Origin of the sequence: Paludisphaera soli (assembly GCF_011064595.1) — a bacterium.
In the GTDB taxonomy this organism is placed as follows: Bacteria; Planctomycetota; Planctomycetia; order Isosphaerales; family Isosphaeraceae; genus Paludisphaera; species Paludisphaera soli.
Genome location: NZ_JAALJI010000003.1, coordinates 100,777 through 115,795 on the forward strand (window position 1 = coordinate 100,777; position 15,019 = coordinate 115,795).

At 67.3% G+C, this 15,019-nt stretch carries 10 protein-coding genes; 2 read left to right on the forward strand and 8 right to left on the reverse strand.

The annotated features are described in order from the left end of the window. Positions 1 to 225 precede the first annotated feature (225 nt). Positions 226 to 894 carry an MBL fold metallo-hydrolase gene (locus G6O68_RS05710; protein ID WP_165245748.1) on the reverse strand — a complete coding sequence of 223 codons (669 nt, stop codon included), beginning with the start codon at positions 892 to 894 and terminating at the stop codon, positions 226 to 228. Positions 895 to 1,005: 111 nt separating this feature from the next. On the opposite strand from G6O68_RS05710, the gene G6O68_RS05715 reads away from it, so the two are divergent. Next, positions 1,006 to 2,397, forward strand: a complete 1,392-nt coding sequence (locus tag G6O68_RS05715; RefSeq protein WP_165245750.1) for a type II toxin-antitoxin system RelE family toxin — start codon at positions 1,006 to 1,008, stop codon at positions 2,395 to 2,397. Here the strand turns inward: G6O68_RS05715 and G6O68_RS05720 are convergent. After that, positions 2,341 to 2,751 carry a hypothetical protein gene (locus G6O68_RS05720; protein ID WP_165245752.1) on the reverse strand — a complete coding sequence of 137 codons (411 nt, stop codon included), beginning with the start codon at positions 2,749 to 2,751 and terminating at the stop codon, positions 2,341 to 2,343. The genes G6O68_RS05715 and G6O68_RS05720 overlap by 57 nt on opposite strands. A gap of 160 nt (positions 2,752 to 2,911) precedes the next feature. Here G6O68_RS05720 and glpK point away from each other — a divergent pair, with 160 nt between their 5' ends. Further along, entirely contained in the window at positions 2,912 to 4,417 is a 1,506-nt protein-coding gene (gene glpK / locus G6O68_RS05725) for a glycerol kinase GlpK (protein ID WP_165245754.1), read from the forward strand. On the opposite strand, the gene G6O68_RS05730 is transcribed toward glpK, so the two are convergent. The 6 genes from G6O68_RS05730 to fusA all read right to left on the reverse strand — a co-directional run bounded on the left by G6O68_RS05730 (position 4,396) and on the right by fusA (position 14,568). Beyond that, complete coding sequence (locus G6O68_RS05730; RefSeq protein ID WP_165245756.1) at positions 4,396 to 5,724, reverse strand: MFS transporter; 1,329 nt, start codon at positions 5,722 to 5,724, stop codon at positions 4,396 to 4,398. The genes glpK and G6O68_RS05730 overlap by 22 nt on opposite strands. 120 nt (positions 5,725 to 5,844) lie before the next feature. Then, positions 5,845 to 6,879 (reverse strand): DUF1559 family PulG-like putative transporter, encoded by a 1,035-nt coding sequence (locus tag G6O68_RS05735; RefSeq protein WP_165245758.1) that lies wholly within the window; start codon positions 6,877 to 6,879, stop codon positions 5,845 to 5,847. Beyond that, a complete protein-coding gene (locus G6O68_RS05740; RefSeq protein ID WP_165245760.1) occupies positions 6,863 to 8,200 on the reverse strand; it encodes a PQQ-dependent sugar dehydrogenase in 1,338 nt (445 codons plus the stop codon). Before G6O68_RS05740 ends, G6O68_RS05735 begins: the two co-directional genes overlap by 17 nt. A gap of 172 nt (positions 8,201 to 8,372) precedes the next feature. Continuing rightward, positions 8,373 to 11,036 (reverse strand): pyruvate, phosphate dikinase, encoded by a 2,664-nt coding sequence (ppdK, locus tag G6O68_RS05745; protein WP_165245762.1) that lies wholly within the window; start codon positions 11,034 to 11,036, stop codon positions 8,373 to 8,375. Between the two features lie 340 nt (positions 11,037 to 11,376). Then, positions 11,377 to 12,267, reverse strand: coding sequence for a DUF3179 domain-containing (seleno)protein (locus tag G6O68_RS05750; RefSeq protein WP_165245764.1), 891 nt, complete (start codon positions 12,265 to 12,267; stop codon positions 11,377 to 11,379). A 222-nt stretch (positions 12,268 to 12,489) separates the two neighbouring features. Then, a complete protein-coding gene (gene fusA, locus G6O68_RS05755; protein ID WP_165245766.1) occupies positions 12,490 to 14,568 on the reverse strand; it encodes an elongation factor G in 2,079 nt (692 codons plus the stop codon). Between the last annotated feature and the right edge of the window lie 451 nt (positions 14,569 to 15,019).

Genomic DNA, 15,019 nt, shown 5'->3' on the forward strand with positions numbered 1-15,019 from the left:
CCCTACGCCGCCTCTCCTCGTTCGTGAACAGCTGCGTCCGTCGGCTGCATCAAAGCGTCCCTGCCAAGCAGGCGGTCGCGGAGCCGATGGGTCGATCCATCCCGACGGGACGCGGGAAGCGTGCCGGCGGGGCGCGAAGAAATGCATCTCAGTCTAGTGATCGACTTTCGGCGGGGGGCACTTCACACGAAATCGCGCAAATCGGCAAGATCGTTCCCGCCCGACTCATTCGGGGAACAGCTCCACGAAACGGGCGAAACGCTCCGGATCGCGGAGCGGAGGCCCGTGACCAAACGCGATCAGGCGGGGCTCCAGAGCCGCGAGCCGCCGAGCCGAGCGCCGGTTCCACGCCGGGTCGAGCGAGAACACGCGCTCCGGCTCCCGGAGCATCGGAACCCCGAGATAGATATGGACGTTCGACGCCACGTCGCCCAGCACGAGGACGCGATCGCGTTCGCGCCAGAACGAGATGTGGCCCACGGTATGCCCCGGAGTTTCCAGGACAGTGAAGCCCCCGACCTCGTCCCCCTCGCGGAGCTTGCGAGAGACGGGGTAAGCCGGTCCGGTCCAACGCGGGCCGACGGCCGCGCTGAGCCAGTGGCGTGGCATCCGACTCATGATGAGCCCTTCGGTCTCAGCAGCCTCCGCGTCGCCTTCGCCGCACCAGAGCGGCACGCCGAAGGTCTCGCAGATCGCGCGGCTGGCCCCCTGGTGGTCGGGATGGGCATGGGTCAGTGCGTGCGCCGTGATCTCACGGCCTTGGAGTTGTCGCAGGATGCGACGCTTCGCGAAGCGAGTCCCCGCGTCGACGACGACGCCCCCCATCAGGTACACGTTGAACGCGTAGGGCGGGAAGCCACGCAGGAGTTCCAGGTCCTCGGCCAGGTGCATCATGGACCGAGGTTACCCCGAACGCTCGACATTGACCATCCGACCCTCTTCGACCATCATCGCCGCGCCGACGGTGGGCGGTCGGGGAACTCCAAGGCCTTCGAGGGGCTCATCGTGAAGGGAACTAATCGTCGGCTCGTGATCGTCTTGCTCGCGGCCGTGGCCGCCAGGGCCGCAGCGGTGCTGGTACTCCAGAGCCACCTGGTCCCTCGCTCCACCTACGAGCACGGCGAGATCGCCGCATCCCTGGTCGAAGGGCGAGGGTTCTCCATGCGTTTCCTCGGCGCCGAGGGCCCCACCTCGCAACAGGCCCCAGCGTACCCGTTCCTGGTCGCCGCCGCCTACTCGATCGGAGGGGTCGAGCAGCCCCGAGCCTTGTTGATCCTGGAGCTTGGCCAGGCGATGCTCGGCGGACTGATGGTGCTCGGCGTCTTCCGGCTCGCGAGCTACATCGCCTGCGATCGAACGGCCATCGCCTGGTGGTCGGCCTGGATTGCGGCGCTGCACCCGACGCTCGTCTACGCCGCGACGCATGTCCAGGTCGCCCTGCTCGCGGCGACGCTCGTCGTCTGGACGCTCGTCTGGGCTCATCGCTCCGCGGCTTCCGGTTCCGTCCGATCCGCCGTCGCGACGGGCCTGCTGCTGGCAATGGCCGCCCTCGCGGATCCGATCCTGGGCCTCGTCGGCCTGGGTGTCTGTGCAGCCCTGTGGATCTCGCGAGCCGGAGATGCCGACGTGCGGCGGACCTGGGCCCTCGGCTCGATCGTCTTCGCGGTCGCCGCCCTCGCGATCACCCCGTGGGTGATCCGAAACGCGCTGGTGCATGGCGAGTTCGTGCCGATCAAGAGCACGTTCGGATATGCCTTCTGGCAGGGCAACTGCACGATCAGCGAAGGGACGGACAAGGTCGTCCGGGAGGCCGTCGACACGGTCATGGACGAGTCCAGGGAGGCCGGGAGCCTCGCCTCCTTCAACCAGACCGTGTGGAAGGCGCGACACACCGCCGGGTACATCGACGACGTCGCCTTCACGCCCGAGTTCAAGCGGCAACTCGGAAGGCTCTCGGAACCCGAGCGGTCGCGGGTGCTCCTGAAGATGGCAATCCAGGACATCCAGGATGATCCGTCGCGGTATCTCCAGCTTTGCGCAAGGAGGCTCCGCTACTTCTGGCTGTTCGACGAGACCAACCCGCGCTCTCGGGTCCTCGTCTATCGGGTCTCCCATCTCGCCCTGACGGGCCTGGCGCTGATGGGCCTTCTGATCGGCGGCCCGACCGTTCGCAGGCGGTCGATCCCATTGCTGGCGACCGTCGCGGCGCTCAGCGGCTTCCACGCGATGACCATCGTCTCGGCCAGGTTCCACATCCCGATCGAGCCCCTGATGGCGGTGTGGGCTGGATCCGGTGTCGTCGCCGTGATAGATCTCCTGGGCTCGCTCAAACCGACCCGGTCAGTAGCCCCGGCTCGCCACGTCGAACAGGTCGGGATCGTAGGCCGGCTTGGCTGAGGCTTCAAGCGTCTGCGAGTTCTCGCGACGGTGCGCCCGATGGGCCAGGACGCCGAGGATCAAGGCCGTCGCCATCCCGCTCAGGCTGATGAACGCGGCGCAACTCCAGACGATGCCGAGCAACGGCACCAGATGATCGACGTCCCTCGGGAAGTTCGCCGTCGCGATCAGCGCGCCGACGATCGAGACGGCGGGCACTCCGCCTCCGATCGCCACGACGGATCCGGGCCCAGGCGTCTGCGACGAGTTCGGCAACGGCCGACCTGACTTGACCGCCTGCATCCGCTCCAGGTGTTGGTACTGCCGTTTCTGGCCGACGTGCTTGAAGAGCAGGATAAGGGGGACCAGAATCATGGGAAGCGAGACGGCAACCAGCGGAATAATCATCGTATCCATAGCATGGACCTCGATTGGAGACACTGCCGTTCGCGGCCAACTCGGCGACCCGGCCCTTGATTGATGGTAAGTTGAGGCCCGGCCCCCGACCAGTATCCTCAGCAAGAGGCCCTCTCCCATGGCCCGCGACCATCTGCTCGTCATCGACCAGGGCACGACCAGCACCCGCGTTATCGTCTACGACCTCAGGCTCCGGCCCGTCGGCCAGGGCCAGGAGGAAGTCCCGCCGACGTATCCTCGTTCCGGATGGGTCGAGCACGACCCGCGTGCGATCGTCGCCTCGGTCGGGGCCGAGGTCACGACCGCGTTGCTCAATGCCCGCGTGCGGGCGGAGCAGATCGCCGCGATCGGGATCACGAACCAGCGCGAGACGACCATCGTCTGGGATCGTCGGACGGGCGAGCCGATCGCCCCCGCGCTCGTCTGGCAGGACCGGCGGACGGCCGACCTCTGCAACCGGCTGCGAGACCAGGAGGGCTGGATCTCCCGCAAGACCGGGCTCGTCATCGACCCTTACTTCTCCGCCACCAAGATCGCCTGGCTCCTCGACAACGTGGACGGAGCCCGGGGTCGGGCCGAGTCGGGCGAGTTGGCTGCGGGGACGATCGACACGCTCCTGATCCGGCACCTGACGGGCGGTGAACATCTCACCGACGTTACGAACGCCTCCCGCACCTTGTTGATGGACCTCGAAACCGACCAATGGTCCGACGAACTCTGTGAAGTCTTCGGGGTGCCGAAAGGATTATTGCCCGAAATCCGCCCCAGCGCCGGCGATTTCGGCAAGACGCGGGGGCTGGATTATCTCCCGGACGGCATCCCGATCACCGGCGTGGCAGGCGATCAGCAAGCCTCGCTCATGGGCCAGGGGTGCGTCCAGGAAGGCCAGGCCAAGTGCACCTACGGCACTGGGGCCTTTCTGCTCGCCCACACCGGGTCGAGGATCGTGCCCTCGACCCACGGCCTGCTGGCCACCCGGGCCGCGACCATCCGCGACGAGCCCGCCCAGTATGCGCTGGAGGGGAGCGTCTTCGTCGCCGGGGCGGCCGTCCAGTGGTTCCGCGACGGGCTCAAGGTGATCGACGCCGCCCATGAGATCGGCGACGTGGCGCGCAAGGGGGATGCCGAAGGCGACGTCGTGTTCGTCCCCGCCTTCACCGGGCTCGGTTCTCCGCATTGGCAGCCGGCCGCCCGCGGGACGATCTTCGGTCTCACCCGTGCCACGACGCTCGCCGACATCGCCCGAGCGGCGCTGGAAGGGGTGGCCTTCCAGATCGGCGACCTGATCCAGGCCATCGAGGAGGATCTCCAGGAGCCCTTGGCCGCGCTCCACGTCGATGGCGGGATGTCGCGTTCGGACGCCTTCCTGGAGTTCCAGGCCGACGTCCTCGCACGGCCCGTCGTCCGAAGCCCGGAGACCGAGTCGACCGCGCTCGGGGCGGCCCTGCTCGCGGGGCTCGGAGTTGGAGTCTGGCCCGATCGCGCGACGGCTCTCGCGCTCCTGGCCTCCGGGGGCAAGACGTTCGAACCCGTTCGGGGTCTTGAATGGCGGACGCGGGCCCTGGAGCGGTGGCGACGCGCGGTGGAGACCACCTGCGGACACTACCGGCTCGAAGGCGGGTGATCCGTCGTCGCCACGGGCGTCGGGGTCGCGGATCGTAGACGGCCGGCGAGCCACAAGCTGACGAGCGTGAAGCACGCGGCGAACCAGCCGACCCGGCCGAAATGCTGGAGCGAGCCGTCGGGCGCCTTGACCAGGATCCAGCCGCCGACGTCGGCCGCGACGCCCGCCGCCAGGTGCTGCACGGCCGAGTTCGCGCTCATGAAGCCGCCGCGACGCGACGGCTCGACGCTCCCCGTGATCATGGCCATCGCCGGGACCATGCGTCCCGCGTTGCTGAGCATGAGGCATCCGAAGACCGCCGCCGCCGTCCAGATCGGCACAACGCCCAGGTTCGTGATCGCCAGCAGCAGGAAGAAGGTCGTCGAGGCGACGACGCGGAAGACCGGGAGCTTGCCGAATCGATCCGCCGCCCGCCCGATCGCCGGCGCCCCCACCAAGGTCAGCATCCCCCCCGAGACGAAGACCCAGAAAAGCTGATCCTCGCGGATGCCCGAATTGTTGACGAAGTAGACGCTGATATAAGGGATCACCGAGAACCCGCCGAACATGATCGCCACCGTCAGGGCGAACGCGCGGAGGTGGTTCGCATGGCCGAACATGTCCAGGGTCCGCCGCCAAATCGAAGTCGGTTCGCCGTGACGGATGTGACCCCGGAGCGGCGGCAGGACGCGAATCGCCAGGAAGAGGACGGGAAGCCCCAGCGCGGCCAGAATTAAGAACGGCGTCTGCCAGCCGTAGTCGGTCCCCAGCTTCAGGCCGACCGGGATGCCCACGACCGAGGCGATCGCGAAGGCCGACATCAGGACCCCCGTCGCCCGGCCTCGGCGATTCTCCGGCACCGCGTCCCCGACGATCGCCAGCGCCAACCCGCCGAGGATCCCCCCAAAGACGCCGGTGGCCACCCGCGCCGCCAGGAGCGTCGAATAGTTCCAGGCCATGCCGCAGAGGAACGTCCCCAGCAGGAATCCGGCGTAGAGCGTCAAAAAAGCCGCCTTGCGGCCGAAGCGGTCCATCACGAACGAGGCGAAGAACCCCGCGCAGCCGGCTGCGATCGTATATGACGACACGACCCGGCCGAACTGGTCCGGCGTCAGCCCCAGGACGCGCATTAGCTGCGGACCCAGCGGCATCACGATCATGAAGTCGACGATGCTGGTGAACTGCACCGAAGCCAGCATCAAAACGAGGATGAGTTCCCGACGCATCGCGATGCGTCGCGCGGCCTCGTCGCTCTCTTCGACGCCGGTTTCCGGCGTCCTGGCCCTGACTCGGGGCCCCGCCTCCTGCTCGACGGCCTGTCCATCCATCCCGGACCTATCCCCTTCTCTCACGAATACATCGAATTGGAGTATACGTTGGTCGTCGTCCCGATCTCAGACCCGGCGTCGCGAGGGAGGTTCCCCTCGGAATAACGGAATTTTCCGCCCTCAGAGCGTGCTGGGGATGATCTCTCCGCCGGCCCTCGTGGCGGCGGCCCGCCAGACCGAGGGATCGACGCCGTCGCCGACGAACGCCGCATGCCCGTCGCCATAGAGGACGTTCACGCCCCCTGAATGCTTGCTCCGCGCCGCCGTCCAGCCGGGATTGTGATAGGTGATGCAATCGTAACCGCGGCCGTTGGGCGTCTCGTGATGATTATAGAGGGTGTTCAAGTAGTTCCCGTCCCACCAGCCCGCCCCCTTATTGAACAGCCATCCCAGCGGGGCCCCGGCGCAGGATTCGTCGGTCAGCGGTGCGGCGGCGCGGGCGGAAGCTCGGCCCGGCTCCGAGGGGAGGGGCGTGGGCGTCGTCTGCGAGTACGGCCCAGCGAGACCCAATAGGTGCTCCGAGGCTGCCGACGTGGTACTCGTCCCGTCGAGCGCATCGCGGATCGAACGAGCCGGGCCCATCACGAACATCCCGTTCGCCCCGCTCGCCTCCCCCCCGGCCGATCCGTCGCCCGTGCAGAAAGCGTAGCTGGTGGGGCCCGAGTCCTCGGCCGGCGGCGACGCTCCGTCGCTCGGGCAGACGAAGAGGCCGACACGGATCCCCATCGCCGTCGAGTTGGCGGGGTGGAACGGCCAGAACAGCGAGGCGCCCGAGGGCCGATAGCCGAGGGCGAAATCGAAGTTCAACGCCTGGAACAAGGCCTGTTGCTCCAGGAACGGGGAGAGCTGCGCCAGGGCCGACCACCGATACTGCGAGACGGACGTCGTGGCCGGGACGGGACGCGAGGGGACAAGGAAGCCGACGGGAAAGCTCCCCAGGGCGTCGTGATAATTGTGCAGGGCGATCCCGATCTGCTTGAGATTGTTCACGCACTGGGCCCGGCGGGCCGCCTCCCTCGCAGCCTGGACCGCGGGGAGGAGCAGTCCGATCAGCACCGCGATGACGGCGATGACGACGAGCAGCTCGATCAGGGTGAAGCCCCGGCGCGCGAGCGCCGAGGCCCAGTCCCGATCACGGTCACTTGCTGCCGCCATGGGCGACTCTCCAGACGGTGCCCGAGGCGTCATCGGTCACCATCAGCGACCCGTCCTTGGACGTGGCCACGCCGACCGGCCGCCCCCAGACGTCCCCCTCGGGGGTGACGAAGCCGACCAGGAAATCCTCATACTCGCCCGTCGCGACCCCCTTCTCCACCGGCACCCGGATCACCTTGTAGCCGGTGCGACGGGCGCGGTTCCACGACCCGTGCTCGGCGGCGAAGATGTGCCCGCGATATTCGGCGGGGAACGACTCGCCGTCGTAGAAGGTGAGGTCGAGCGACGCGGAATGCGACTGGAGCAGGACGTCCGGGGTGATGACCTTGTCCTTCAACTCCGGGTGCTTCCCCGCGTGTCGAGGATCCTGATGGGCGCCGTCGAGGTAGTACCAGGGCCAGCCGTAGAAGCCCCCCTCCTCGACGTGCGTGATGTAGTCCGGGACGAGGTCGTCGCCCAGGCCGTCGCGCTCGTTGACCGAGGTCCAGAGCCGCCCGGTGTTCGGGTCCACCGCCAGACCGACCGGGTTGCGGATGCCCGAGGCGTAGACGCGCTCGTTCTTGCCGTCGGGGTCGAAAGCCAGGATGTCCGCGCGGCGGATCTCGCGGTCGTCGTCGTCAACATTGGACCGCGAGCCCACCGAGACGAACAGCGTGTTGCCGTCGGGCGAGAACTGGATGTCGCGGGTCCAGTGGCCGCCGCCGCCCACCGCTTCGTTGCCGGTCGGAACGTCGTCGATGACGACCTCGCCCTCCCCCGTCGCCTTGACGTCGCCGTTCTTGTACGGGAAGCGGACGACCGAGTCGGTGTTGGCGAAGTAGACGTGCTCCGGCTCCCCGCCCAGGGGGTGGAAGGCGACGCCGAACGGCCGCTTGAGTCCGTCGGCGAAGACTTCGTCGACCTCGGGCTTGCCGTCGCCGTCGGCGTCGCGGAGGACGCGGATCCGGCCCGCGGCGCTCTCGGCGACGAACAGGTCGCCGTTGGGCGCCCGGACGATCACGCGCGGTTGCTTGAGCCCGGTGGCGAACTTCGTCACCTCGAAGCCTGCGGGGGCCTTCGGCCAGGCCCCTTCCGGCTGCTTGACGACCTGGGGGTTGTTCCGGGCCGAAGGGGTGTCGTACGGGGTGGACAGGTCGTCCAGGGTGATCAGGCGGCGGACGCCCGGGGCGTCGGTCGTCCAGTCGCCCAGGGCCGCTTTCCCCTTGAGCGTGGGGGAAGTCGCCGGTTCTTCAGCGGCACGAGCGGCGAGGATCGTCCCGGCGAGCAGGAGAAGGGAAAGTGCGAGAGCGGACTGCAGGGCATGTCTCAGGCGGATCGTCATGGAGGGCGTCCCATGGGTGTAGAAGGGTGGGGCGATCCTGATCTTCGTATTTTAGCGAATCCGAGGGATCGTGACTTGGGCGTGAGCGAAAAGCGGGCCGAAAAAAGAAGGCCGCCGGACGAGCGTCCGGCGGCCTTGGCGATTCATCGGGAGCCGGGTCTCGGCCCGTTCGTCACTTGTCGCGCTGGAAGGCTCCCAGCGCGGCCTGGGCCGCGGCCAGGCGGGCGATGGGGACGCGGAACGGCGAGCAGGAGACGTAGTCCATTCCGGTCTCGTGGCAGAAGACGACGCTCTCGGGGTCGCCGCCGTGCTCGCCGCAGATGCCCACCTTCAGGTGCTGGTTGTGCTTCTCCTTGCGCGCCTTGCGGCCCTTCTGCGTGCCCATCTCGACGAGCTGGCCGACGCCCTTCTGGTCGAGGGTCTGGAAGGGGTCGATCGGCAGGATCTTCTGGTCGACGTAGGCCGGCATGAACGAGCCGATGTCATCGCGGCTGAACCCGAAGGTCAGCTGCGTCAGGTCGTTGGTGCCGAACGAGAAGAACTCGGCCTCCTCGGCGATCTGGTCGGCCGTCAGCGCGGCGCGGGGGATTTCGATCATGGTCCCGATGAGGAACTCGACCGTGGTCCCGGCCTTGGCGAAGACCTGCTCGGCGACGGCGAGGGCCCGCTTCTTCAGGATCGACAGCTCCTCGACGGTGCCGACGAGCGGGATCATGATCTCGGGAAGGACGCTCTTGCCCTTCTTCTTGACCTCGATCGCGGCCTCGAGGATGGCCCGGACCTGCATGTCGCCGATCTCGGGGAACTTGATCGGCAGGCGGCAGCCGCGGAGGCCCAGCATCGGGTTGGCCTCGTGGAGCTGCTCCACCCGGCGCTTGACCTTCTCGACCGGGATGCCGAGCTGCCTGGCGACTTCCTGCTGTCCGGCGTCGTCGTGCGGCAGGAACTCGTGGAGCGGCGGGTCGAGGAGGCGGATGGTGACCGGCAGGCCGTCCATCGCCTCGAAGATGCCGACGAAGTCCTCGCGCTGGTAGGGTTCGAGGGCGGCGAGGGCCTTCTCGCGGCCGGCGGTGTCGTCGGCCAAGATCATCTTGCGCATGTCGACGATGCGCTGGCCCTCGAAGAACATGTGCTCGGTGCGGCAGAGGCCGATGCCCTCGGCGCCGAACTCGCGGGCCTTCTTGGCGTCGGCCGGGGCGTCGGCGTTGGTCCGGACCTTGAGGGTGCGGACCTTGTCGGCCCAGCTCATCAGCTCGGCGAAGTGGCCGGAGATGCTCGGGTCGACGGTCGGGACCTGGCCGACGATGACGTCGCCGGTGGTGCCGTTGATCGTCAGGTAGTCGCCCACCTTGACGACGGTGTCGCCGATGGTGATCCGACCGTTCTTCTCGTCGATGGCGATGGCCTCGCAGCCGACGACGCAGGGCTTGCCCCAGCCGCGGGCGACGACCGCCGCGTGGCTGGCCTTGCCGCCGGTCGCCGTGAGGATGCCCTTCGCCAGGTGCATGCCGGCGACGTCCTCGGGGCTGGTCTCCTTGCGGACCAGCATGATCGGCTCGTTCGGGTGCTCCTCATGGAAGGCGACGGCGGCGTCGGCCGAGAGGATCACCTTGCCGCAGGCGGCGCCCGGGCTGGCGGCGATGCCGCGGGCGATCGCCGCGACCTTCGCCTTGGGGTCGAGCTGGGGCAGCAGCAGGTGGTTCAGGCTGTCCGGGTTGACCCGCTTGATCGCGGTCTTCTCGTCGATCAGGCCTTCCTTCACCATCTCGACCGCGATCCGCACGGCCGACGACCCGGTCCGCTTGCCGGTGCGGGTCTGCAGCATGTACAGCGTTCCGCTCTCGACGGTGAACTCGATGTCCTGCATTTCCTTGTAATGCGACTCGAGCTTCTTGCGGATCTCCATCAGCTGGGCGTAGACCACGGGCATCTCGGAGTCGAGCTGCGAGATCGGCTCGGGGGTCCGGATGCCGGCCACCACGTCCTCGCCCTGGGCGTTGATGAGGTAGTCGCCGTAGAAGACGTCCTCGCCCGTGTTCGGGTCGCGGGTGAAGGCGACGCCGGTGCCCGAGTCGGTCCCGGTGTTGCCGAAGACCATCGCCTGGACGTTGACCGCCGTCCCCTTCAGGCCGGTGATCCGCTCGATCCGCCGGTACTGGACGGCCTTGTTGCCCATCCAGCTGTTGAAGACGGCCATGATGGCCTTCCACAGCTGGTCCTTCGGGTCCTGAGGGAACCCTTCGCCGACGTGCTTCTGGTAGACGGCCTTGTAGCGGCTGACCAGCTCCTTGAGGTCGTCGGCCGTCAGGTCGGTGTCGAGCTTGACCTTCTTCTCTTCCTTCAGCTTCACCAGCTCATGCTCAAAGTGTTCGTGGTCGACGCCCATCGCGGTCGAGCCGAACATGTCGATCAGGCGGCGGTAGCCGTCGTACGCGAACCGGGGGTTGCCGGTCTTCGCGGCCAGGCCCTCGACGGCGACGTCGTTGAGGCCCAGGTTGAGGATCGTGTTCATCATGCCCGGCATCGAGAGGGCGGCACCGGATCGGACGCTGACCAGCAGCGGGTCCTTGGGGTCGCCGAACTTCTTGCCCGTGAGCTTCTCGACCTGACCGAGGGCCTCTTCGACCTGCGGCTTGACGGCTTCGGGGAGCTTGCGGCCGGTCTCGTAGTACTCGTGGCAGACTTCCGTGGTGATGGTGAAGCCGGGAGGGACGGGGATGCCGATGGAGCTCATCTCGGCGAGGTTCGCGCCCTTGCCCCCGAGCATTTCCTTCATGTCGGAGCGTCCTTCGGCCTTGCCGCCGCCGAAGGAATAGACGTATTTGGACGTGGACATCAGACTCGAAAACTCCTGGACAGGGCCGGTCAAGAAAGTCCAACAGCTCCCGACGATGACGAAGCCGGGGGCCTCGGGGCCTGCATGCACGCCTCTTTTGGAGAGGGAGGGAGCCGGTTCCATCCGGCTAAAACGCCGACTCGGGAGGGCCGTTGGACGGGACGACGACGAACCAGGCCGGGCCTTGCGCGCGGCCGATCGTCGAGAACGTGCGGGATCGTATTCTCTTGTCAAGATACAAGTTAGCGGTCGGGCCTGGCCTCGTCAAGGAGGCAGTCCGGCGATCGCCGCGCGCGGCGCGATCCCGGCCGGACCGCCCCGATCGACGCCGACGCTTCGCTCACTCCGAGGGCGGGGCGGCGCGGCGGTCGAGCGAGCCGACGACCAGTCGCGACCCAGGATTCTCGTCCCGCCATTCGCTCCAAGAGACCGACTTGCCTCGCTCCACGAGGGCCAGCTTCTTCCCCTTGTGCGGACCGCTGAACGCGACCAGGGCGCCTTCGCCGTCGGCCCAAAGGCTCTCCGTCCCCCGGTCGTAAAGGACGTGCTTGCCCCCCATGCTGAAACCGGTCGAGCCCAGGGTGATCCTGCGGCCGTCGAGCCGGGGGTCGTAGACCGCGACGGCTTCGAGGGCGGGGGCGAACGGATCGAGATGAACGAGCCGGGGGGTCCCCTCCACGAGGTCGTTGACGACGAGGACCTTGGCGAGGACCATCCTCGGATACGCGCAGGCGGTCTTCCCGACCGAGAGGCCGATCATGTCGGCCGCGGCGGGGATCCGCTCCCAGATCTCGCCTCCGCCGGTCTCGACGGCCGGATAGTCGATCGCCCGGGCCACGTCGCGCCCGATCGGGTCGCCCAGGCTCGCCGGGTCGCATTCGTCGCACCCGACCGAGAACCAGCAATGGCCGCGCTGGGCGTCCCAACCCGACCAGATCCGGACCTGATCGCCGTCGATGTAGCGGGCCGGGACGGGCTTCGCGGCCTGAGAGACCGCGGGGAAGATGTTGGGATAGCCGATGACCGCCGAGGCCGCGGCGGCTTGCTCCTCGACCTGGAGGCTCTTCCACTCCTCGAGGACGTAGCTCCCCCCGAGGCCGAGCGGCACGAGGGTGCAGCCGAGGAGCGCGCCTCGGGCCGTCGCGCGAATGCGCGAGGTGATGCGGGGGGTCGGACTGACGGGGTCGACGTTCGAGGAGTCGAGATGGAGAGCGGTGTCGCGCGGGTACATGGCCGTGAATCCCTCCGAAGCCGTCCTGGACGAACGCGGGGACACGTGAAGAAGGGTGTCGCGTCGTTATGACAGAGCCCGACCTCGGCGTCAACCGGCCGGGTCGGCCGGGTGGAGGATTGTGCATCCGCGTCACGAAAGCCTTCGGCGCGCGAAAAGACCGCCGGGGTCGCCGGCGGTCTTCGGGGTGGATCAGGACGACTTAGGCCTGAGGAAGGACGATCAAGCCTTGGCCTCGGCCTGGACGCGCTTGACGATCTCTTCCTGGAACCGCAGCGGGAGCTTCTGGTATTTGAGGAACTCCATGCTGAAGCCTCCCTTGCCCTGGGTCATGCTCCGCAGGTCGTTCGAGTAGCCGAACATTTCGCTGAGCGGGACCTCGGCGGAAATGACCGTGTATCCCGAACGGCTCTCGGTGCCGAGGATGACGCCCCGCTTGGACGAGACGGCTCCCGTGACGGGCCCCTGGAACTCGGTCGGGACCTCGACCTCGACGAGCATGATCGGCTCCAGCAAGACCGGCTCGGCCTTGCGGAAGGTCTCTCGGAAGCAGTCGCGGGCGCAGATTTCGAAGGCCATGGTCGACGAGTCGACGTCGTGGTACGAGCCGTCCTCGAGGACCATCTGGACGCCCATGACCTCGTAGCCGGCCACGGGCCCCTTGTGCATCGACTCGCGGAAGCCCTTCTCGACCGAGGGGATATACTCGGTCGGGATGCGGCCGCCGGTCACCTTGTTTTCGAAGACGAACGGCTCGCTGGCGGAGGGCTCCGTGGGGACGAGCTTGCCGACGACGTGGGCGTACTGGCCCGAGCCGCCGGTCTGCTTCTTGTGCTTGTAGTTGAACGGGGTCTCGCGGGTCGGGGCCTCGCGATAGCTCACCTTCGGCATGCCGACGGTGCAGTCGACCTTGTACTCGCGGCGGATCCGCTCGACGTAGATTTCCAGGTGAAGTTCGCCCATCCCCGAGATGATGGTCTCGCTCGTCTCCTGGTCGACGTGGACGCGGAACGTGGGGTCCTCGCGCATGAACCGGTTGAGGGCCTTCGAGAGCTTGTCGTAGTCCGCCCGCTTGTTGGGCTGGATCGACAGGTCGATGACCGGCTCGGCGGCGAAGATGCTCTCCAGAGAGTAGTTCGTCCCTTCGGAGCAGTACGTGTCGCCGGTGGCGCACTCGATGCCCATGACCGCGACGATGTCGCCGGCCTTCGCGGCGTCGATGTCTTCCTTCTGGTCGGCGTGGACGCGCAGGATGCGGCTGACGCGAGCCCGCTTCTTCTGGCGGGAGTTGTAGTAGAACGTCCCCTTCTGGAGCGTCCCCTGATACACCCGCATGTAGGTGACCTGGCCGAAGGACTCCTCGACCAGCTTGAAGGCCATGGCGACGAGCGGGGCGTCGGGGTCGGTCGAGAGCGGCACCTCGGCCATGCCGTTGTTGTTGTCCTTCGCGAAGACCTCGCGGTCCAGCGGGCTCGGCAGGTAGCGGCAGACGGCGTCCAGCAGGGGCTGGATGCCCTTGTTGCGATACGCCGTGCCGACCATGACCGGGCAGAGCTGCGAGGCGATCGTCCCCTCGCGGATCGTCTTGTGGATGAGGTCGAGCGGGACCTCCTGCTCCTCCAGCAGCAGCGCCATGACCTCATCCGAGACCATCGAGAGCGCCTCGAGCATGCCCTGGCGGGCGCGGGCGGCCTCGTCGGCGAACTCGGCCGGGATCTCGCCGTAGCGGACGTCCTCGCCCTTCTCGCCGTCGAAGTAGATGGCCCGGCGCTCGATCAGGTCGATCATGCCCTGGAAGTTGGACTCGGCGCCCATCGGGATCTGGAGCGGCAGGGTGGTCAGGCCGAGCTTGGATTCGAGCTGGCTGATGACGTTCGCCGGGTTGGCGCCGGTGCGGTCCATCTTGTTGATGAACGCGATCCGGGGCACGTTGTACCGCTTCATCTGGCGGTCGACGGTGATCGACTGGGACTGCACGCCGGCGACGGCGCAGAGCACCAAAACGGCGCCGTCCAGGACGCGGAGCGAGCGCTCGACCTCGACGGTGAAGTCGACGTGGCCGGGGGTGTCGATGATGTTGATCTCGCTCTCGCCCCAGCGGACGGTCGTCGCCGCCGAGGTGATCGTGATCCCCCGCTCTTTCTCCAGTTCCATGTGGTCCATCACCGCGCCTTCACCCTTGACCTCCTTGATCACGTGGGTGCGGCCGGTGTAGTACAGCATCCGCTCGGTCAGTGTGGTCTTGCCCGAATCGATGTGGGCCGAGATACCGATGTTTCGAAGGTTTCGCAGGTTTTCCATGGTCCAATCACATCTCAACCGGCGCCGAAAGGGTGGAACGCCCTTCCCGCGGCCAGAAACCACACGCCGAACTCATCGAGACGGGAGCCGTGGGGTCCGCCGTTCCAAGAACGGACCGTCGGCCATCCGAGGGAAGCGGGGCGCATCGAGCACGGAAGGCCGGAAGGCTCGGTGCGGGATCGGATCGATCCTGAAGGCTCGCGAAGATCAAGGACGAATCATCTTAACAACCGTCGCGGGGCCGTCAAGGCACGTCCGCTCGTCGCAACTATTCTACGCATATTGGCTAGCGAACCGCCAAATCGTTCTCGCAAAGTCGCCCCCGAGGCTCGCGGTTTCGCGGCTCGACCACCAGCCTTGGCTGGTATTTTCCGTGAGTGATCCTACAATTCACAGGAGAGATTTCGTCCTCCTCGTGTACACTTTGAGTGCGACGCGTCCCGGAAGCGGT